Origin of the sequence: Veillonella sp. LMAG:90 (genome assembly GCF_008679445.1) — a bacterium.
Classification (GTDB): domain Bacteria; phylum Bacillota; class Negativicutes; order Veillonellales; family Veillonellaceae; genus Veillonella_A.
In genome coordinates, this window is sequence record NZ_NAND01000001.1 from 1,235,267 (window position 1) to 1,256,124 (window position 20,858).

General features: G+C 41.4%; 16 protein-coding genes and 1 pseudogene. 14 read left to right on the top strand and 3 right to left on the bottom strand.

The window, feature by feature from the left end:
• Together CCC71_RS05460 and CCC71_RS05465 are read right to left on the bottom strand one after the other, a co-directional pair.
• Complete coding sequence (locus tag CCC71_RS05460; RefSeq protein ID WP_226974119.1) at positions 1-450, bottom strand: hypothetical protein; 450 nt, start codon at positions 448-450, stop codon at positions 1-3.
• Between the two features lie 27 nt (positions 451-477).
• On the bottom strand, positions 478-2,328 hold the full coding sequence (locus CCC71_RS05465; protein WP_247239822.1) for an alkaline phosphatase: 1,851 nt from the start codon (positions 2,326-2,328) through the stop codon (positions 478-480).
• Between the two features lie 509 nt (positions 2,329-2,837).
• Here CCC71_RS05465 and CCC71_RS05470 point away from each other — a divergent pair.
• The 7 genes and pseudogenes from CCC71_RS05470 to CCC71_RS05500 form a co-directional block, all read left to right on the top strand.
• Positions 2,838-3,419 (top strand): annotated as a pseudogene (locus CCC71_RS05470) (formate/nitrite transporter family protein); the annotation flags it as partial.
• A 214-nt stretch (positions 3,420-3,633) separates the two neighbouring features.
• Positions 3,634-4,425: a trans-2-decenoyl-ACP isomerase gene (fabM, locus tag CCC71_RS05475; protein WP_021841566.1), complete on the top strand. Its 792-nt coding sequence runs from the start codon at positions 3,634-3,636 to the stop codon at positions 4,423-4,425.
• Between the two features lie 207 nt (positions 4,426-4,632).
• Positions 4,633-5,499 (top strand): aldo/keto reductase, encoded by an 867-nt coding sequence (locus tag CCC71_RS05480; RefSeq protein WP_021841567.1) that lies wholly within the window; start codon positions 4,633-4,635, stop codon positions 5,497-5,499.
• Between the two features lie 994 nt (positions 5,500-6,493).
• The gene (locus tag CCC71_RS05485) at positions 6,494-7,372 is read left to right on the top strand and encodes an aldo/keto reductase (RefSeq protein WP_021841568.1); all 879 of its coding nucleotides are present in this window, start codon (positions 6,494-6,496) and stop codon (positions 7,370-7,372) included.
• Positions 7,373-7,541: 169 nt separating this feature from the next.
• On the top strand, positions 7,542-8,762 hold the full coding sequence (locus CCC71_RS05490) for a multidrug effflux MFS transporter (RefSeq protein WP_296333193.1): 1,221 nt from the start codon (positions 7,542-7,544) through the stop codon (positions 8,760-8,762).
• A gap of 321 nt (positions 8,763-9,083) precedes the next feature.
• Positions 9,084-9,560, top strand: coding sequence for a hypothetical protein (locus tag CCC71_RS05495; protein WP_021842554.1), 477 nt, complete (start codon positions 9,084-9,086; stop codon positions 9,558-9,560).
• A 283-nt stretch (positions 9,561-9,843) separates the two neighbouring features.
• Positions 9,844-10,191, top strand: a complete 348-nt coding sequence (locus tag CCC71_RS05500; protein ID WP_295261361.1) for a hypothetical protein — start codon at positions 9,844-9,846, stop codon at positions 10,189-10,191.
• A gap of 966 nt (positions 10,192-11,157) precedes the next feature.
• Here CCC71_RS05500 and guaC read toward each other — a convergent pair.
• On the bottom strand, positions 11,158-12,144 hold the full coding sequence (gene guaC, locus CCC71_RS05505; RefSeq protein WP_006556499.1) for a GMP reductase: 987 nt from the start codon (positions 12,142-12,144) through the stop codon (positions 11,158-11,160).
• A gap of 306 nt (positions 12,145-12,450) precedes the next feature.
• Here guaC and thiT point away from each other — a divergent pair, with 306 nt between their 5' ends.
• From thiT to CCC71_RS05540, 7 genes are all read left to right on the top strand, one after another.
• Positions 12,451-12,987, top strand: coding sequence for an energy-coupled thiamine transporter ThiT (thiT, locus tag CCC71_RS05510; RefSeq protein WP_021842551.1), 537 nt, complete (start codon positions 12,451-12,453; stop codon positions 12,985-12,987).
• 30 nt (positions 12,988-13,017) lie between these two features.
• Complete coding sequence (locus CCC71_RS05515) at positions 13,018-14,313, top strand: molybdopterin-guanine dinucleotide biosynthesis protein MobB (protein WP_226974126.1); 1,296 nt, start codon at positions 13,018-13,020, stop codon at positions 14,311-14,313.
• Positions 14,314-14,436: 123 nt separating this feature from the next.
• The gene (locus CCC71_RS05520; RefSeq protein WP_021842549.1) at positions 14,437-15,729 is read left to right on the top strand and encodes a molybdopterin molybdotransferase MoeA; all 1,293 of its coding nucleotides are present in this window, start codon (positions 14,437-14,439) and stop codon (positions 15,727-15,729) included.
• A 475-nt stretch (positions 15,730-16,204) separates the two neighbouring features.
• A complete protein-coding gene (locus tag CCC71_RS05525) occupies positions 16,205-17,515 on the top strand; it encodes a dicarboxylate/amino acid:cation symporter (RefSeq protein WP_021842548.1) in 1,311 nt (436 codons plus the stop codon).
• 616 nt (positions 17,516-18,131) lie between these two features.
• Positions 18,132-18,707, top strand: a complete 576-nt coding sequence (locus CCC71_RS05530; RefSeq protein WP_296333198.1) for a TetR/AcrR family transcriptional regulator — start codon at positions 18,132-18,134, stop codon at positions 18,705-18,707.
• 25 nt (positions 18,708-18,732) lie between these two features.
• Positions 18,733-19,602: an aldo/keto reductase gene (locus tag CCC71_RS05535; protein WP_226974129.1), complete on the top strand. Its 870-nt coding sequence runs from the start codon at positions 18,733-18,735 to the stop codon at positions 19,600-19,602.
• 45 nt (positions 19,603-19,647) lie between these two features.
• Positions 19,648-20,493 carry an aldo/keto reductase gene (locus CCC71_RS05540; protein ID WP_021842545.1) on the top strand — a complete coding sequence of 282 codons (846 nt, stop codon included), beginning with the start codon at positions 19,648-19,650 and terminating at the stop codon, positions 20,491-20,493.
• Positions 20,494-20,858: the final 365 nt, after the last annotated feature.

Genomic DNA, 20,858 nt, shown 5'->3' on the forward strand with positions numbered 1-20,858 from the left:
TTAATAAACCTCAGCACCACGGAGGCGAACAAGACTTACGAAGCCTGTTTCACCATCTACATAGCTGCCTACTTCTAATTGTCCCGATACGGTAATGTCCTGATCGTAAGGCAAAGCCGTTACGGAATCGTCCATATAAACGACTACAATATCACTAGGCCAATCTGCATCAGTTGAGCAGAAGGGGCAGATGGCCATAGGTGTTTCCGTGAGCACAAAGAAGTTGATGGTCGGTTTTAGCGGTGGAGCCATATAACCTTGCATCGTTACATTTTGCCCATTTAATGACAATAAGCTATCCGATAAAATAAGCCCTTCTGAAGTTGCGCCTGCATACATGTCTTCAAAATTCAGCCAAGCCGCCAAAGCCGTGTTGGGCACCATGACAACTGCAAGCTGTACTACGAGGCCAAGTATTAAAGGGCGTAGCCACTGTTTTAATTGCATCATTGTTCCTAGTCACATCCTTGTAAAAAATTATTTGTTGTTATCTTTGTTGCCGTCAACGCCAAGGGCACGGAGGATACCGAAGAATACTTCAGTGTTGTCCATAACGCCGTGGAAGTATTCGGAACCAGGGCCTTGAGCCATGAGTACTACGTCGTCAGCGGAGTGAATTTCGCTGGTTTCACCGGTAGTTGTAGGTAAGTTGCCTTGTACTAAGCGAGCGCCTTGTGGAGCACGTTTAGGGTTAGCGATTACAAGACCGTCTTTGCCGGCTGTAGCTGGGCTGGTTGGTTCATTTTGGAAACGATAGTTTTCATAATGATCCGGAGCATTAGCGTATTGAACAGCTAAGGTTACGTCAGCATCAGGGTTATCAGGGAAGCCGTCGCGGTTAGCATCGATGAATGTAGGCCAGCCTGCATCACCGTATACACGAACTGCTTCACGACCTACTTTGCCATCTTGTTCGCTGTAAGTACCGGTAATACTGATACCGTGAGCATGGTCAGCTACTACGATGATTAAAGTGTTGTCGCCATGAGCTTTGGAGTATTCCTGAGCCCATTGGATTGTCTGGTCGAATTCGATAGCGTCATAAGCCGCACGTTGCCAATCCATTGTATGTAATTGTTTGTCAATGGAGCCGGCTTCGGACATAAGGAAGAAACCGTTAGGGTTCTTTTCTAATACGTCAACGGCTTTCTTAGTCATATCCAAAAGACCAGGTTGGTCGTTGAAACCTTTAAGCACGGATGGATTTTCAGGTAAGAATTCGCGATCCATGTAAACGTTCATAGTGTTAAGCGTGAATAAACCGAGGATTGGTTTGTCAGCTGTAGTTTGAGCAAGTTCAGTTTTGTTACCGGCAAATTGGTAGCCTTTGTTTTTGAACTCTTGGATTACGTTCACATTATCTTTACGTTTGGAACCAGGAGTTTCTAATGGTAAGAAGAACTGGGAACCGCCGCCCAAAACAACAGCCGGTGGGTTTTTACGATTTAAGAAGTCCATTGCGATGAAGTTCTGTTCGCCGCGACGACGAGTGTGTGCAGTTACGGCAGCCGGAGTTGCGTCAGTTACAGCCGCAGTTGTTACCATACCGTAGGACATATCTTTCGCACGGGAAATGATTTCAGAGATATTTTCTACTTTTGGATCATCCATTGGGTCCGGAGTGCTGTTTTCATACACGCCCATAGCGTTAACTACGGATTTGTTACCGGTGTTGTAAGCGGAAGCACTGTTGGCGGAGTCCGTTACGATGGAGTCATAACCGGAAGTAGTGATAAGAGCCATGTGAGGCATTTTTTCCATAGCCAAAACGTCGTTGAATTTACCGTCGCTCATGCCTTTAGAAAGGATACGAGCCACTTCTTTAGCTTGCATGCTCATGCCGTCGCCAACGAAGAGGATAACGTTTTTAGCTTTCTTTTGAGCTTTTTCGTTAACTACTTTGTAGTTAGCCATTTTTCTGATGGCGCCTTGAGCTGTGTTAGCAACTACGTTAACGCGTTTGTCGCCGGTGTCTTTGAAAGACACATCGTTAATGCGATAGGAAATATGGTCGGCGTATTGGGTGATTGTTGCGTCTTGTTTGAAAACTTTAGTAGCGTCTTCACCGTTGATTGTTACTGCTACTTCTGTAGTAGTAAGCGGTAATTCCACTTCAAAGTCAAAACGTTGACCCTGCCAGAATTTTGCCTGGTTAATAGGCATTACTTTAATTGCGTTACTTGTCACAGCCGTGGCAGGTAAGTTTGCTTGAGAAACTACACTCACTGCAGGAGCTGCTGCTTGGACTGCGGGCGTACTAAGACCGAACGCTAAGGCACCTGCTAAAGCAAAAAATACCATTTTACGTAAATGCTGCTTTCCGTTCATGAAAATACCTCCTAATGTATCAAATAAAAATGAACTTCTGCTCTCTTTATCCTAACAAAGTGCTAAAAAAAGATATAGAAAAAAGGCAGTAAAGTATTTGTAAAAGAATTGTAATAGGACTAAGGTCTAAGGACGTTTGAATTTAGTACAACACAAATATCGTGTTTTATGCTACAATAGAAAAGATAAACTATGTCAGAGGTTCAGCGTGTGAAGTCACATAGGGTCATTTTACAAAAGTTCGTAAATATTTGATAAAAGTCGGTAGCTTTTATCGGTCAGCCGTTAATGACTAAGTGGTCGTTATAAAATAGCAGTGTATATGTAAAAGCGTATATGTAAAAGCGTATATGTAGCAGTGTATATGTAGCGGTATGCATATAGTAGTATGTATGTAGCAGTATGCATATAGCAGAATGCATGTAACAGTCAGTTATTAGGAGGCGAATTTTTTATGAATGATCCAAAATTGTTGAAACCTGTAGAAACAACGGCCCTGGCTATGTGGGCGCATTTCCCTATACCGTTTATTGCGTAATTGGGTGATTGTATTTATGGCAAACTTATTGGGGTCGCTTTGCATCGCGTGGTTGTTAAGCCAATCCGGGCTATGGCACAGTGGCGCCAACCTGCTGGGTGGCATGACGATTAAACTGGCGGTCGGCAAAGTGACGCTTACATTTGGTCAAGCATTGGCATTGGGAATACTTTGTAACTGGCTCGTATGTTTAGCCGTCTGGCTCAGCTTCAGCACCACATCAACGTCCGGTAAGATTCTGGGAATTTATTTACCTGTATTCATGTTTATCGTATCCGGTTTTGAACACAGTGTGGCTAACATGTATTATATTCCGGCCGGTATTTTGGCCGCTTCCGATCCGTCTTACGTGGCACAGGCCACATCATTGGGGGTTACACCGGATGCCCTGGCACAACTCGGTTGGGGGTCTTTCTTTATTAACAATCTCTTGCCGGTCAGCTTAGGTAATATTATCGGCGGGGCCGTATTTATCGGCATGGCGTTAATGTATGGGAATGGTCGTCCCGATGAAACGCTGATTCAGGCTATGAAGGAAACAGTTTTAAAATAAGGTAATGAAGGTTAGTATACATAGCCATGGCTATCTATTAGAAATTGGGAAATTAAAAGATAAAGCCTAAAACCGCCTCTTTTCATTATCGAAGAAATTCGGTATACTAATAACAAAGTAGAAGATAAAGTTTGAGAGGGCACTTTTTTAGAATCCTGTTATTTAGGTAATATAAGGAAGGCTTTGATTCCGAGTATTAGAAATGGAGTAGTCAATGGAATATACCAATATTTTGTATTCAGTAACTAACAAAATCGCAACAATTACCTTTAATCGTCCGGAAGTGCAGAACGGGTTTAACATTCCTATGTGTAATGAAATCCTTGATGCCATCGAGCGCACTGAAGCAGATCCGGAAGCACGCGTGCTTTTAATCAATGCGGTAGGTAAGGTATTTTCTGTCGGTGGCGATTTGTCGGAAATGAAACGCGCCGTTGAAGAGAACGACCAGCAGTCGTTGGTAGCCATCGCTGAACTCGTTATGCAAATTTCGTTTGCCATGAAAAAAATGTCCAAACCTGTTGTTATGAGCACCGACGGAGCTGTAGCAGGCGCTGCTTTTAATATGGTATTGGCTGCGGATATCTGTATTGCCTCTACCAACAGCCGTTTTATCCAGGCCTTTGTTAACGTAGGCCTTGCACCTGATGCGGGCGGGATGTTCTTATTGACTCGTGCCATCGGTATGAACCGCGCTATGCAGCTCGCCATGACCGGTGAAGCGGTAACTGCTGAAAAAGCGAAAGAATACGGCTTTGTCTATAAAGTGTGCGAACCGGAATTATTAGTAAAAACAACCGACCGTCTTTGCACTCGTTTGGCTAAAGGGCCTGAATTATCCTTCAAAGCTATGAAAGAAATGATGTGGGCCAGTGTATTCAGCGGTTGGGATGAATATGCTAAATTAGAAGTGCATTTACAAACAACCTTGGGCTTCTCGGAAGACTTCAAAGAAGGCGTGCGTGCCTTTGCGGAACGTCGTCGTCCTAACTTCCAGGGGAAATAATATGTTAATGGGGCTATTTAATTGTAAAAATTAGATAGCCTTTATTGTTATAAAAAGGTGAATAGTTTTATTAAGCTAAGAATCGTTCTATTAAGTTAAGAATAGTTCTATTAAGCGGAGAATAAATCTATAAAGCTAAGAATAAGTCTATTAAGCTAAAACAGTTCTAAATAAAAGAACGATTCGGATGTATAGGAGTGAGAGCATATGGAAACGAATAACGTAAAAGATTATGTAATCCTAAATAATGGCGTGAAAATGCCGATTCTTGCCTTTGGGACTTATTTAATTCCGAATGAAGACACGACACAGGCCGTTTTGGACGCGCTTGATGCGGGCTATCGCCACATTGATACGGCTCGCTTATATGGCAACGAAAACGAAGTGGGTGAAGCCGTGAATGCCACGTCCGTACCGCGTGATGAAGTTTTCGTAACAACGAAGATTTGGTTTAATAATTATGGGTATGAAAAAGCCAAAGCAGCCATTGACGATGCGTTAAAACGTATGAACCTTGACTATCTTGACCTTATGCTCCTTCATCAGCCATATAATGATTATTATGGGGCCTATCGTGCTTTGGAAGACGCGTATAAAGCCGGTAAATTGCGTGCTATCGGAGTAAGCAACTTCTATCCGGATCGTTTAAATGACCTCATTGCCTTCAACGAAATTAAACCGCAAGTCGACCAGATTGAAATTCATCCGTACTTCCAGCAGGAATTTGCCCGTGCCAATATGGAAGCACATGGCGTTCAGACAGAGTCTTGGGCTGCCTTTGCTCGCGGTAAAGACGGTATTTTTACCAATCCAATCTTAGAAGAAATCGGTAAAAAATATAATAAATCTACGGCACAAATCATGATTCGTTGGCAACTTCAACGCGGTATTGTATGCCTCGCCAAGAGCTCCAGCCCTAAACGGATGGCGCAAAACCTCGACGTATTTGACTTTAGCCTTACCGAAGAAGACATGGCAGCTATTAAAACCATTGATAGAGATACAACTGTGTTTATGAGCCATTACCATCCGCGCATGCTGGAGGAATTATTAACTAGAGCCGTTGAGGCGTAAGCCCTTTATGTGGCTTAACTCTAATAATTGAATAAAGGACCCTGACCATCCTGTTTGCTCCTGGGTGCATTCTGCACAAAAGTCGCTACACAGGATGGTCAGGGTCCTTTTTTGCATTCTGCTTATTTAGGATCTAGGCCACATAAAGGGCTAAAACGCCATGACCGGCCTAGTTAATAGGGGGGAGGGAGGAAGAGTTCGTATAGGCGAAGCCTGGATGCGGCCACGACTTAACTAAATAAAATAACGCCCCTCTCTATTCTGTTTGCTCCTACGTGCCGCGGGCACAAAGAGTCGCGTCACAGGATAGAGAGGGTCGTTTTGTTGTTATCTAATTTGGAGCATCAGCCGTGGCCGCATCTAAGGTTAGCGCCGTATATCGAATCAATAGGAGAGGGGGGAGTTACTTATTCTATATAATTTTATTTAAAGATATAGAATACAAAAATAACTCACCGGTCATAATGTTTTTATATCTTGTAAAGAGATCTTTGATAGAACGGACCCGGGAGGTTTCTTCTTTTCCTACGACACCTGTTTTGTGAAACGGTAAAGCCCTTGGTGTGGCCTAGTAGCTAAAACAGCTGAAACGCAAAAAGAGCGTTACCATCCTGAGAAGCGACTCTTTTGTAGCATGGGCTCAGGAGCATTCTTCCTTTCCCCTCCACCCGTTATGTGAAACGGCGAAGCCCTTGGTGCGGCTTAGTAGCTAAAACAGCTGAAATGCTAAAAGACCGTTACTATCCTGTGAAGCGACTTTTTGTGCCCGCGGCACGTAGGAGCAAACAGGATAGTAACGGTCTTTATATTAAGTTATTTAGCACTAAGCCGCAGCCGGGCTTCAACTTTCAGTATAACTATACCGTATACTGCTATGGATAACTACTATTGTACTTTAACGATAAGTTTCTATATACTTAGACATGTAAGTTACGTAGAAGTGTTCACGAAGTTGTTTTTGAACGCAAGTACTTAGAATAAAAGGAGCGATAATATGACTATGAATAATTACAACGAAAAAGAAGTTATTTTGAATAATGGTGTAAAGATGCCGATTTTAGGCTTCGGTGTGTACCAGATTCCGAAGGAAGATACGAAACAAGCTGTGCTTGAAGCGTTAAAAGTTGGGTATCGTCACATTGATACGGCACAATCTTATTTTAATGAAGCAGAAGTTGGGGAAGCGATTTCCGAATCCGGTATCCCTCGTGAAGAAATTTTCTTAACTACCAAAATCTGGATTGATAACTATGGTTATGAAAAAGCTAAAGCGTCTATCGATGAATCTTTGAGAAAATTAAAAACTGATTATGTTGATTTATTCTTATTGCATCAGCCATTCAGTGATTACTATGGTGCCTATCGTGCGCTTGAAGATGCTTATAAAGCCGGCAAAGCACGTGCCATCGGTGTAAGTAACTTCTATCCGGATCGTTTGAGCGACATTGTGGCATTTACTGAAATTAAACCGCAGGTAAATCAGGTGGAAACACATCCGTTCAATCAGCAAATCGAAGCGCAGGAAAATATGATTAAAAACAATGTACAGTTAGAATCTTGGGCATCGTTTGCGGAAGGACGCAATAACATTTTCACAAATCCTGTTTTGATGGATATTGCTAAAAAATACAATAGATCAACGGCTCAGGTTATGATTCGTTGGCAAGTACAACGCGGCATTGTTTGCTTGACGAAGAGCGTTAAACCGGAACGTATGGCAGAAAACTTTGATGTGATGAATTTTGAGTTGTCCGCTGATGACATGGCGCGCATTCAATCTTTGGATACGAAGACAAGCTTATTCTTCAGCCATCAGGATCCGGCTACAGTAGACTTTTTCATTAATTTGGTAAAAGAACGTCGCAATAAATAAGGTTAGTGGTGAAAAAATATGTTTTTGATAAATGGATAACAATGTTTTGTTTGAAATAACTTTTTCAAAAATATAAAGACGTAGTTTTTAAGAGACACTGATACGATTCATTTCGCATCATTGTCTCTTATTGAGTGAGGGAGTGATAGTTTTGGAATTTGTAAATAAAATGAGAAATAATTCATTTATATTCTTATCCGTGCTGGCTTCGTTGATGGCGGTTAACTCCTTATCGACGGATGTATACTTACCGGCGTTACCTGCTATGACGGAAATGTTGGGACCGGGGGCGGAACTCACAATCAGCGGCTATTTATTCGGTTTTATGATTGCGCAACTCGTGTGGGGTCCTATTAGTGATAGCATCGGTCGTATTAAACCGTTAATTATGGGTTCGGTATTATTTGTTATCGGCACGATTGGTTGTGCCACTGCCGATACCATGACAGAACTCGTTATTTGGCAAATTTTTCAGGCTATCGGTGCCTGTGTGGGGCCTATGTTATCACGAGCCATGATTCGCGACCGCTACAGCCTTGCTGAAGCGGCTGACAAATTATCCTTGATTACCATGCTCATGGCAGGGGCACCAATTGTAGGCTCTTCCATTGGCGGTTTAATTGTTGAATTTGCTTCTTGGCATATGATTTTCTGGGCCGTTGCTGTTGTCGGTGTTTTAATCGGTATCGGCACATTCTTTTTACCGGAAACATTGCCGGAAGAACGTCGCAACAAGGCGGGGATTAAAAAAGCTTTTAAAATTTATGGCGAATTATTTGCCGATTGGGCGTTCATGAAATACACCTTGTGCGTAGCTTTCTTCTATATGGGGGCTTATGCGATTATTGCCGGTACACCTTATGTATATATTACTTATTATGGCATTCCGGAACGTTATTTCGGCGCATTATTTGCCATGAATGTTATCGGTGTAGTTATTATGAGCTCCGTAAACAGAGCACTCGTTGCCCGCTATACGATGGACACCTTACTTCGGGCATCTACCTTAGGTACAATGGCAGCTGTATTATTGCTGGTTTTTATGACCTATACAAATGTGTGGGGCGTTTACGGTGTTATTTTGTCCGTAGTTTTAATCTTTGCAACCAATGGTATCATTTCAGCTTGCGCTACTGCAGCTGCCCTTGATAAAGCGGGCGACAAAGCAGGAACCGCTGCCGCTCTTATCGGCTCCTTGCAATACGGTAGCGGCATCGTATCCTCCGTAGCCTTAGCACTCTTCTTTAACAACACCCCATGGCCAATGGTAGGTACCGTCGTAGTATGCATGGCCATCTGTGCTTGGCTCGCTTGGAGCAAAACACCGGTTCGTGAAACTGATGAAAATGATGAAGAAGCAGATGATGATAACATGTGTACTCAAGAATAAAATTAGGATTTTAAGTTAAGTCATATGTGGGCTCTAATTCATCATCAATTAATATAAAAATACAGTAACCACAAGGGTTTTTCCACCCCTTGTGGTTTTTGTTTTTTAGGGGGTATAAAGATAATTATGAAAATTATTTTATCATTCAGAGAATATTGTTATTTTTCATATGAGTTGATATAATAAATAAAAGTTTTCAAGATGTACATTTGTTCTGTTCTAAAATATAAGAGTACGTTTATGGGGGATATGGTTTATTGTATTTTTAGTCGATAATTTGAAGTCTATATATTTAATGCTTTAAAATGGAGAAATAAAATTGTGAAAAATAGTTTGAGGCGCCTTATAAGTGCAACTGCTTTATTGATAGTATTTTTTGGGCTATTGTTCTATCCTTTGGTAAAGGTAGAGCATGTGAAAGTAACTATAAATGAGTTTTTTGAACTGAATAGATTTTCTCTTTTGCCGGATGGGCAGCGTATATTTTTATATGACAGGAAAAATAATAATATTATTGCTAAAGACATACAATCTAGTTATGAACGTGGTAATAAATTATATGTATATGGACCTTATTTTCAGGGTATTATAGAGCGACAGAAGGATCAAATTCAGATATTTGTTGAAAATACAGAAGAAAAAGGCAAACTATTAAGATTACGTAATGAGGATGGTCTTATATTAATAAATAAAAGTGATATGAATAAAGAAGAACTTAGAATATTTGAAATATTAAAGGTGTCGACAGAATTAAAAGAAGAAACAAAGCAAAAAGAGATGATAGTTAAAATTTATTAGTATTTGATAATTGTAGACATTTTCTCATCAGGTATATATGCGTATATAAAAATGGGAGTCTTAATGAAAAATAATTGTTAAAATAGTAGATTTGCATAAGTCATATCTACAAGAAGGAGGCTAAAATATGATTAAAAATAAAATTCCCAAAATTTTTTTAGTCTTCCTTCATATATTGTATATGATGCTCCTAATATTGATGATATTTATTTGGTTAATTTCCATGATAATATCTAAATGGGGGTAGCCAAGGTATGAGGCTAATGGCATATTTCATGCTAATGTGCTGGTCGACAGAAAAATGAATATAGATTTACTGCTTCCTAAAAATGCTCTCGCGGATGCACAATATATCTATGGTCTTTGTATATATCCAACTTCGTATGGGAAAGACGGGTTTATAAAAATAGACTATGTAAATGATTTGTATTATCTATATGATGCAAATGATAAACAAATAAAGGGCTTGCAACAGGTGTATGGGGACAGGGTCATAGTATTACAGCGTTTGGAACCTGGTGATGAACAGATTTATTTACGATTAAAAGAAGGCAAAGCGGGGAAATTAGTAGAGACACCGGTTTATACAGACTCATGGGGAAAACCGATGTGGGATGAGTTTCGATTTTAATAATATTTCAGAAAAGATGGAATGAACTAAGAGTTATATACTAACACCTTTGAGAGGGAGCTAGGGATATGGATTTAAAGGAATGGCTAAAGAAGATGTGTCAATTATTGGAAACATGGATTCCACGATTAGTACTATTCATTTGTTTGTGTGGATTTCTATATGGCAATATTGCAGGAATTATAAACAATGGTAACTATACTTTTGACAAACTATTTAATGCGATTTATCTTCTGGGATCATTGGCGTTATACCTATTTCTAAAAGAGTGTATAGTATGGTGTAAAGCCATTATAAAATTTTTTAAGAATATCTTTAATTATATGAGCAGTAATTTGAATTAGTGTACACAGTACTTTTAGAACACTATATCTTGAAAGCTTTTTATCTCTAAAGAACCTTTCTCCCTGAGCTAAGATCTAATACGGCGATACCCTTTGCTGTGGCCCTAGACGCTAAAGTAGCAGAAATAAAAAAAGGCACTATACATCCTGTGAACCGACTTTTGTGCCTGCGGCACCCAAGCTCTCCCCAGAGCTAAGATCTAATACGGCGACACCCTTTGCTGTGGTCCTAGGTGCTAAAGTAGCAGAAATTTAAAAAGACACTATACATCCTGTGAACCGACTTTTGTGCCCGTGGCACCCAAGCTCTCCCCAGAGCTAAGATTGTATACGGCGACACCCTTTGATGTGGCTCTAGGTGCTAAAGTAGCAGAAACTTAAAAAGACCCTTACCATCCTATGAAGCGACTTTTGTGCCGCACTTCTCCTAGAGCTAAGATCTAATACGGCGATACCCTTTGCTGTGGTCCTAGATGCTAAAGTCGCAGAAACGCAAAAAGACCCTATACATCCTGTGAACCGACTTTTGTGCCCGTGGCACCTAGGAGGGAACAGGATGTATAGGGTCTTTCAGTTTATATATGTAGCACTACGGCCACAGCAGGGCTTCGCCTATTACGACTTAGCGATCCCCATTGAATATCGAATTCTTAACAATTACATAGTCCACTTTTCGAATTGCAGTCAAGTTATTACCGCCTGCATAGGAAATAGAGGACTGTAAGTCTTGTTCCATTTCAGTTAAGGTATCGAAAAGGCTGCCTTTGGAAGGAATGTACATTTTTTTACCCTCCACGTTTTTACGTTCGCCTTTTTGAGATTCGGAAGCGGAACCAAAGTATTCTTTGTATGGTTTGCCGTCGATTTCAACTTCTTTACCCGGAGATTCGGTGTGACCGGCAAAGAGGGAACCAATCATAACGAAAGTAGCGCCAAAACGAATGGATTTAGCAATGTCGCCATGGTCACGGATACCGCCGTCAGCGATAACAGGCTTAGTAGCCGCTTTGGTGCACCAACGAACAGCGGATAACTGCCAGCCGCCGGTACCAAAACCGGTTTTTAATTTCGTGATACATACTTTACCCGGTCCAATGCCGACTTTAGTAGCGTCAGCGCCGGCATTTTCAAGTTCACGAACGGCTTCAGGAGTACCAACATTACCGGCAATAACGAAGCTTTCCGGTAATTGTTTTTTTATATGCTGAATCATTTCAATAACGGAATTGGAATGACCGTGAGCGATATCGATGGTAATATATTCAGGAGAAAGACCGGCTGCTTTAATTTCATCAACGAAATCAAATTCTTCTTTTTTTACACCAATACTGATGGATGCAAATAATCCCTGTTCTTTCATACGTTTAATAAAATCAAGACGAGTGTGTGGAGCAAAACGGTGCATGATGTAGAAGTAATTGTTGCGGGCTAATTTTTCAGCCAATTCTTCATCAATAATCGTCTGCATGTTGGCCGGTACAACCGGTAAACGGAATGTGCGATTGCCGAGTTTTACTGAAGTATCACATTCACTACGGCTGTTAACAATACATTTATTCGGGATTAACTGAATGTCTTCATAATCAAAAATGTTTGTTGTATTAATCATGGAAGGCCTCCTTGTAATAACATAAATATCCATTAGACATTATATAGGAAAGATAGTGTTTTTGCAAGCCTAACTCGAACAGTATGATTTATATATCGTTTTAATGTTCGGGTTTTGTAAATGCCATGTTTGCTTTTTGTAAAAACTCCGATACTTGGGGCAAAAAACGGTATTGAGTTGATTTATACTTCGCTCTGGCGGTATAATTAAATTATATTTGCAAGCAATTGGGTAAAAAGCTTAAGGAGAACGCAAATCATATCTTTACTGTTGTTGTGATAACGACCCATGGTCGGGAGGATATTTATGGAACAAAAACAACGTACAAGAATGTTGGTGGAAGCGGGTTTATCGATTGCAATCGCATATGTATTACATTTTGTAGTCCTCTTTCAAATGCCGCAAGGCGGTTCGGTGAATGCAGCCAATTTGGTACCGCTTATCATTTTTGCCATTCGTTGGGGTGGTAAGTGGGGTGTCATAACTTGTATGGCTTACGGTATCATCGATTTTTTGCTGGGCTTCAAATTTTCGCTTCATTTTTTAAGCATCTTACTGGATTATATTTTAGGCTATGGTGCCATCGGTGTTGCCGGTTTCTTCGGTAACAGCCGTGTACGCGCTATTTGGGGCGTTACAGCCGGATGTGCATTACGCTGGGTCTGCTCCGTTGTGTCGGGCGCTGTCGTATTTGCTTCCTATGCACCGGCCGGTCAAAACCCATGGATTTATTCTATGATTTATAATGCCAGTTATATGGTGCCGGAATTAGTTATTAATATGGCGGTTATAGTACTGTTCTATAACCGTATTATGAAAGGAATTCGTTCGGCGCGCGGTTAATTGTGGCTGAATGAGTTAATGGAGTTATTTATGAAACGTCTTTTAGTAGAACGTACAGATATGAACCAATTGCATGATATGGGGCTTCTCATAGTGTGTGGCGGTCAAAGTACTCGCATGGGACGTGACAAAGCATCGTTGCCTTGGCAAGAAGGCACACTTTTGACCTCGCTCATGACCAGGGCGAGGTCCTTTGCTTTTTCACATATCGTTATCGCCGGTAATCAGCCGGTCGATTTACGAACTTTACCGGGTGAACTCTATGCTATGCATCCTTTATCGGATTTAAGTGGTCGGGTACGCCTTAGTGATGCTGAATTGGCCACCGTAGAGCCTCATGATGTGCATCGTTTGGAATGGGTTTTGGAAAACGAGCGGACCTTATCTATCTTTTTAACGGCCGATCAGGGCGAACCATGCGGCCCTTTGGGCGGTTTGGCGGTCGGCCTTAGTGAAGGGCATTGTGATGCTTATTTGGCGGTGTCGGTGGACATGCCGTTATTTGACAATTTTGACTTTGGCGATGTAACAAAACTTCGCTCGCATTTGGGGAGAACCCCGGTAGATTGTATTGTGCCTACTATAAATGGCAACTTAGAACCTTTGGGGGCCTTATATAGCCAGCGTTGTCTGCCGGTTATTATAAAGTTGTTACAGCAAGGGGAACGCCGTTTGCGGGCCATTTTTGACCATTGTCCGACAGAATATGTCGATGTATCGGCTAACGCCTATGCCTATAAAAATGTAAACACTTATAATGAATATAAGGCGATTCGCGCTTTAGCGTATAACAGTACTCGTCAAAAACCGATTATTTCCGTGGTGGCCAGTCAGTCTAAAACGGGCAAAACCGAAGTGGCTACGCGCTTAATTAAGGCTTTGGATGCTCTTGGCTATGAAGTGGGTTTTGTCAAAAGTGATGGTCACGGTTTTACCATGGATTCAGAAGGAACTGATACATGGAAGGCCGATAACGCCGGCGCGAAGGCTGTAGCCATTGCCGGACCTACCGGGTATGCGATTTTAAATAAAACGGAGGGGCCAACCGATTTAATGACCTTGGCCGAACAATTGCCGGTCGATATTGTAGTTATGGAAACGCGGAGCCGCGGTGTAGAGCCGATTATTGAAGTGGTAACGGAGGCACCGACGAATTTTGAAAACTGCATTACGCCGGTTGATAAATTATTGGCCGTGGTGTATATGAACGACAATGAGGCGTTTTCACAAGAAAATGTATTACCGTCAGACGGCGTAGCTGTGTTTTCATTACATGACATAGAATCATTGGCCAACTGGTTGGTAAAAGAAGTGTGCTTTAATTAAGTCATTGTAGGAATTTGTATTTTATTTTAAGAAATATACTATTTAAGATGATGTAGCAGATATTGCAGTTTTTTCAAAAGGTATATTTTATTTAGATTATAAAAAAGCTGAGGAGGTGACCGTATGGAAGGCATTACGGTTGAAGCGGCGCGAAGTAAATTATTGGATTTGGTAGCACAGTTACCGCCCCGAGAAACAGAGAATATTCCTTTAGAAGATGCGTTGGGCCGCGTTTTAAGCACAGAACTGACTGCCAAGACAAGTATTCCGCCATTTCGTAAGGCTCCTTATGATGGTTATGCCATTGTACATAGTGAAGGACAATCGCAGTTTACGGTTATTGCCACAATCGGTGCGGGTGAAAAATATGAAGGCAAAGTTCTTCAAGGTGAAGCTGTGCGCATCATGACGGGCGCACCGGTGCCTGATGATTGTGACACCATTGTTATGCAGGAACGCTGCCGTTTGTGCTCCGATGATGGGATACCGTTGCAGCATTCGCAGGTGCGCGACGTAATGGAACCTATGGGTTACGATATTTTAGTAAACGGCGTTATTGAAAAAGGCGAAAATATTATTCCGGAAGGCGAAGAATGTGCCGAAGGGGATATATTGATGGATGGTGGTGTTTTATTGGATGCAGGCCGTGTGTCTGTAGCAGCCGGGCTCGGGCATCGACAATTGCCGGTATATAAAGAACCTAAGGTTGTAGTTTTAACTTCAGGTCGCGAAGTGGTGCCCCTTTCAGAAACGCTGCAAGGTGCTCAAATCTACAACTCTAATCTTTATATGCTGGAAGGTTTGTTGAAGGAGCAAGGGGTTACCGGTTTTAAAGCACATCATGTAAGTGACGATCCGGATAAGTTGGATGAAGAAATTGAAACAGTTCGTCAGTTGGCGGCTGATGCGGACTTAATTATAAGCACCGGTGGTGTATCTGTGGGCCTCTTTGATTCTATGCCGGCGATTTATGAAGCCTTAGGGGCTGAAAAATTGTATGATCGCATCTTCATGCGTCCCGGTGCCGCTTCCTATGGCGGTGTGATTCGTCGTGAAAATGGTGGTCTTACTTTTTGCTTGGGCCTTTCCGGTAACCCTACAGCGGCGTATAATTGCTATCATTTGTTAGTTTTACCGGTATTGCGTAGTTTGCAAGGACGACGCGATATCATGTTACCGGTAGTTATGTTAAAACTGGGCAGTGGCATTCACAAAAAGAACCCCTTTGATCGTTATGTGCAAGGGGCCATTACCTGTGAATCAGGGGAAGCCGTGTTCATGCCGAATCGTGTATTCACTTCCAGTGCTTTACTGGGACTTGCCCACGCCAATGGTATGGCAAAATTGGAACAAGGTCAGCATAACTATGAAGAAGGGGATTTAGTGGCCGTATCGCTATTGAAGGCTCATGAATAAATTCTTTTGTGGCAGCTCACCAATAAGGTTTACAAAGTAACTATCGCCATCAGGATTCGATAAGGCTTATTAAAAATTTCTTATGACAACTCACCGATAAGGCCTATTAAAAAATCTCTTATGACAATTACCATAAGGCTCAATTATCAGTAGCGATTTATGGGTATGCAACTATAAAGGACATCTTCCGTGTTTTGTACATGTGACAGATGTCCTTTTTGTATAAACAATTATAAAAACGTATAATTAGTCATTCTATAGCAAATTGCAAGGAACGAACTTTTTTGATATAATAGAAAAGCTTCATGTTAATTCAAGGGTATTTCAAGCGTAGTTATAATCCATTGGAAGAAGTAAAACCAATGGTTTATAACTCTTTTTTATTTTCTCCTTATTCTAAAACTATGACTTGAGATTTGCCTATCTCAAGTCGAATTACCCTTGAATTAATGAAGGCTCATTTGAAATAATTTATATGTATGCGAAAAAGGAAGTGATTGCATTGGCTATGTTAAAAAAATTAAGTCTGGCTTCATGGATTATTATCGGCTTAGTGGCAGGCGTTATCGTGGGCGGCGTAGCTCCGGAGTTTGCCAAAAGTCTAAAACCATTGGGCGATGTATTTATCCGCATGATTAAAATGATCGTGGTACCGCTCATTTTTAGTTCCTTGGTCATGGGGATTGCCGGAACCGGTGATTTCAAAAAACTCGGACGTTTGGGCGGTAAAGCGATTTTATGGTTCGAATTTGCTACCAGTTTGGCATTAATCGTAGGCTTATTTGCCGTTAATGTCATGGAACCGGGCGTTGGCGTAGCTTTAACGCAAAACGGTGCTTCCGAAGTAGTTAATAAAGCGGCGTCTGCTCACGGTATCGACCATGTTGAAATGCTCGTTAATATCGTTCCGACCAATATCGTTGATGCTATGGGACGTGGCGATATGCTCCAGATTATTTTCTTCAGTTGTTTATTCGCCATTGCCGCAGCCAGCACGGGTAAAGACGGCCGTCAAATCATCGACTTATCCAAAGATTTGGCACACATTATGTTCAAAGTTACTCATTATATTATGTATGTGTCGCCAATCGGTATTTTCGGCGCCATTGCCTACACGGTAGGTGAATTCGGCCTCGGTATGTTATTACCGCTTTTAAAACTCGTTCTTTGTTTATACTTAGCCTTGATTCTATTCTTGGTCATCGTAATTTCCATTGCCTCTTTTTTGACAAAAACCAATTTATTCCCGTTGTTAAAAGTCTTAAAAGAACCATTGGTATTGGCATTCTCTACGGCAGCCAGTGAAGCGGCGTTGCCGATTGCCATGGAAAAATTGGAACGCGCCGGCCTTCCTAAACACATTGTAAGTTTCGTGTTGCCGTTAGGTTATACCTTCAACTTGGACGGCTCCACCTTGTATAGTGCGTTAGCTGTTGTATTTATCTCGCAGGTTTACGGTATTCCGTTCCCATTGGAATTACAGTTGTTGATGCTTGTTACCTTGATGCTTTCTACAAAAGGCATCGCCGCGGTACCGGGTGCATCTCTTATCGTAATTGCCGGTACGGCGGCCGCTTTCGGTTTGCCGGTAGAGGGCATTGCCATTATCCTCGGTGTTGACCGTATTCTTGATATGGCCCGCACCTTCTGTAACGTAACCGGTAACTGTGTGGCCGCAGCCGTTGTGGCTCGTTGGGAAAACGAAATCTCTGCCGATGACTTGGCTAAACGCATGAAAGAACCGTTTAGTGAGGAAGAATTGGAGAACTTAGAATTCTCGAAATAAAGTTTTCGAAATGAAATAGTTGTCGGTGCGGTAAACGGCCGTTGCATAGTTATTTTGCGGTCGCCATGATACCGATAGACACTCAAAAACCCCTATACCTATCTACTCCCGGGCTCTTTCAGTGCAAAGGTCGTGTGATAGGTATAGGGGCTTTTTTCGCTTCTTTCATAGGCATTTATGGCAACCCTGTAAAATATCTATACTCACTGGCCGTTTCAAAGCACCGGCACCGTATTTACATTTCTCAGTGGGGGGAAGGGTAACTCCTCCACGGCGTGAGATGATAATACGCTGTTGGTGCTTGTAATCACGTTTAATCGCTAAACGGCTCGGATATTTAGCTTAAAATTGAGATGATATAAGATACGAAAGGCACTATCCCATTACGCGACTCTTGCTCTGAAAGAGCGTAGGAGCATATGGGATAGTGCCTTTCGTATACCCACAATTAAAGTCTGAATATCCGAGCCGGAATCAGTGGTTTGAACGTGTTACTTCACCAACAGATATTTTATTGAACAAAATTCATTGACTTCCATTCAGTGAATGTGATACAATGTACACATAGTTCGAAAAGATTGGATGTGATGATATGAATAATCGGCAGTTGGCTGCCTTGGAAACAAAGAAAAATTTATTGGCGGCGGCTAAGAAGATTATTAGAGAAAAAGGTCTTGTAAATACTTCGGTGGCGGAGATTGCAAAAGCTGCAGGCGTTGCCAACGGCACGTTTTATACATATTTTAAACGTAAGGAAGATATAGTATATGAACTTGGCCTTGAAATATATGAGGAGCTTATAGAGAGAGCTAAGAATTATGAAGGAACATTTTTAGAGCGACTTACATTTTTTATGACGAGTTTTTCGGCAGATATCGAAAAAAGCAGTTTAAAGCTTTGCCAGGAATGGGTACGCAATACTGTGAATCCAAATTTAGTCGAAAATCCTGAGCATCGTAATAAAATATATATGGATATAAACACAGTGAAGTCTTTATTGGAAGGTGGTGTTGCTCGCGGGGAGTTGAAGGCCGATACGCCGGTAGATGTTTTGGCGCATACAATTATAGATATCTTGTATGGTCAGATGCTCTGTTGGAATATGACTGACGGTGCCAATAGTTTTAAGGAAAGAACCAAAGAGTTTTGTAATATATTTTTAAAATCGTTAATGACACCTTATATTGTGTAAAAATTGACAAAAAGGAGAGATACTTATGACTACAAAGATTCCTACAGTTACATTGAATGATGGCGTGAAAATTCCGGTATACGGTTTTGGTACATTCCGGATTCCTGCTGACGGCAGCACCTATAAAGCAGTACGTGAAGCTTTGGACTTGGGCATTCGCCATATTGATACGGCCGTTGCTTATTTTAATGAAGCAGAAGTGGGGAAAGCAGTTCGCGAAAGCGGCATTCCTCGTGAAGAAATTTTTGTTACCAGCAAACTTTGGTTACAAGATTATGGCTACGAAGCGGCTAAAAAGGGGATTGAAACATCCCTTCGTAAATTAGGCCTGGATTACATGGATTTGTATTTGATTCATCAGCCATACGGTGATGTGCCGGGGGCTTGGCGTGCCATGGAAGAGGCGAAAGCTGAAGGCAAGATTCGCTCCCTTGGTGTAAGTAATATGACGCCGAAGATTTGGAATCAGTTTGTGCCGCAGTTTAAAACGATGCCGTTCGTTAATCAGGTGGAATTCAATCCATATTATCAGCAAAAAGATATCCGCGCTATTATGGCCGAACATGATGTGAAATTAGAAGGCTGGGGTCCATTGGGGCAGGGGAATGCTAATTTGTTGAAGGACCCTGTGATTACAAAAATTGCGGATGCTCATGGTAAAAACGCCGGCCAGGTTATTCTTCGTTTCGAAGTGCAGGAAGGGATTATCGTTTTCCCTAAATCCACGAAGCCGGAACGAATCAAGAGCAATATGGATATTTTTGACTTTGAATTGACCGAGAGCGAAATGAATGAAATGCGTGGTCTTGACACCGGTAAGGGCGTACACAACCCTGATAATGAAGGTGTAGCCGAGTTTTTACTTGCAAACTATGATGTGCATGCCAACGACTAATTAATATTTACATAGTCAAGGAGATATAGAATAAGGAGAGAAATTATGGAATACAGAGAGTTATATAATGGTGTAAAAATTCCGATGCTTGGTTACGGTGTTTTTCAGATTCCGGACCATGAAGAAGCTAAAAAATCCGTGGCAACGGCTTTGAAAAACGGTTACCGTTTGATTGATACGGCTCAGGCCTATTTGAATGAAACGGCTGTTGGCGAAGCGATTAAAGAAAGTGGCATTCCGCGCGAAGAAATTTTCATTACCACCAAAGTTTGGGTTCAAGATTATTCGTATGAAAAGACTATCAAAGCGGTGGAATTGTCGTTGGAACGTCTTGGTGTAGAGTATATTGACCTTATGCTCCTACATCAGCCAATCGGTGATTATATTAATGCGTGGAAGGCTCTTGAAAAGTTATATAAAGAGGGCAAATTGAGAGCTATCGGCATGGCTAATTGCTATCCGCACGTAATTGCTGATCTTTGCATGACATTTGAAATTAAACCGATGATTAACCAAGTGGAATTACATCCGTTTTTTCAACAACAGCTTAACCTTGATACAATGAAGGAATACGGCGTTATACCGGAAGCTTGGGGACCTTTTAACGAAGGTAAACGTAATTTATTTACCGATCCGATTTTGACGGCCATTGGTAAAAAATACAATAAAACAGCGGCACAGGTTGCTTTGCGCTGGAATATTCAACGTGGCGTTATTGTAATTCCTAAATCAGTTCGGGAAGAACGTATGCAACAAAACATAGATGTCTTTGATTTTGAACTTTCTCAGGAAGATATGGATCAAATCAAGACAATGGATATCGGCCATAGCGAAATCGTAAATCACTTTGACCCTGAATTTGTGAAGATGTTGCATAATCATAAAGTATGATAGTCGGCCGTGAGGTAAAAAGCTATCGCACAGTAATTTTTCGGTCGCAGTAATGCTTTGGGACTTAAAAATCCCCCTACCTATCTACTCCTGGGCTCTTCCAGAGCAAAAGTCGCGAGATAGGTAGGGGGATTTTTGCGTTGTTATCATAAGCATTTACTGCTATGCCGAAAAATTACATCTGCAAAAAGCTTTTTCCAATCACGGCCGGCGTATTCATACCTAAGATTTGGGGCAGTGAGTAGAGAGTAAATATCCTATATTGATCTTCGGATATATAAAACAGAGCCTGCTAGAATAATTCTTTAGATTGACTTTTAATGTCGACATCCCTATAATAAGGACAAAGTTTTGATTAGGGAGGA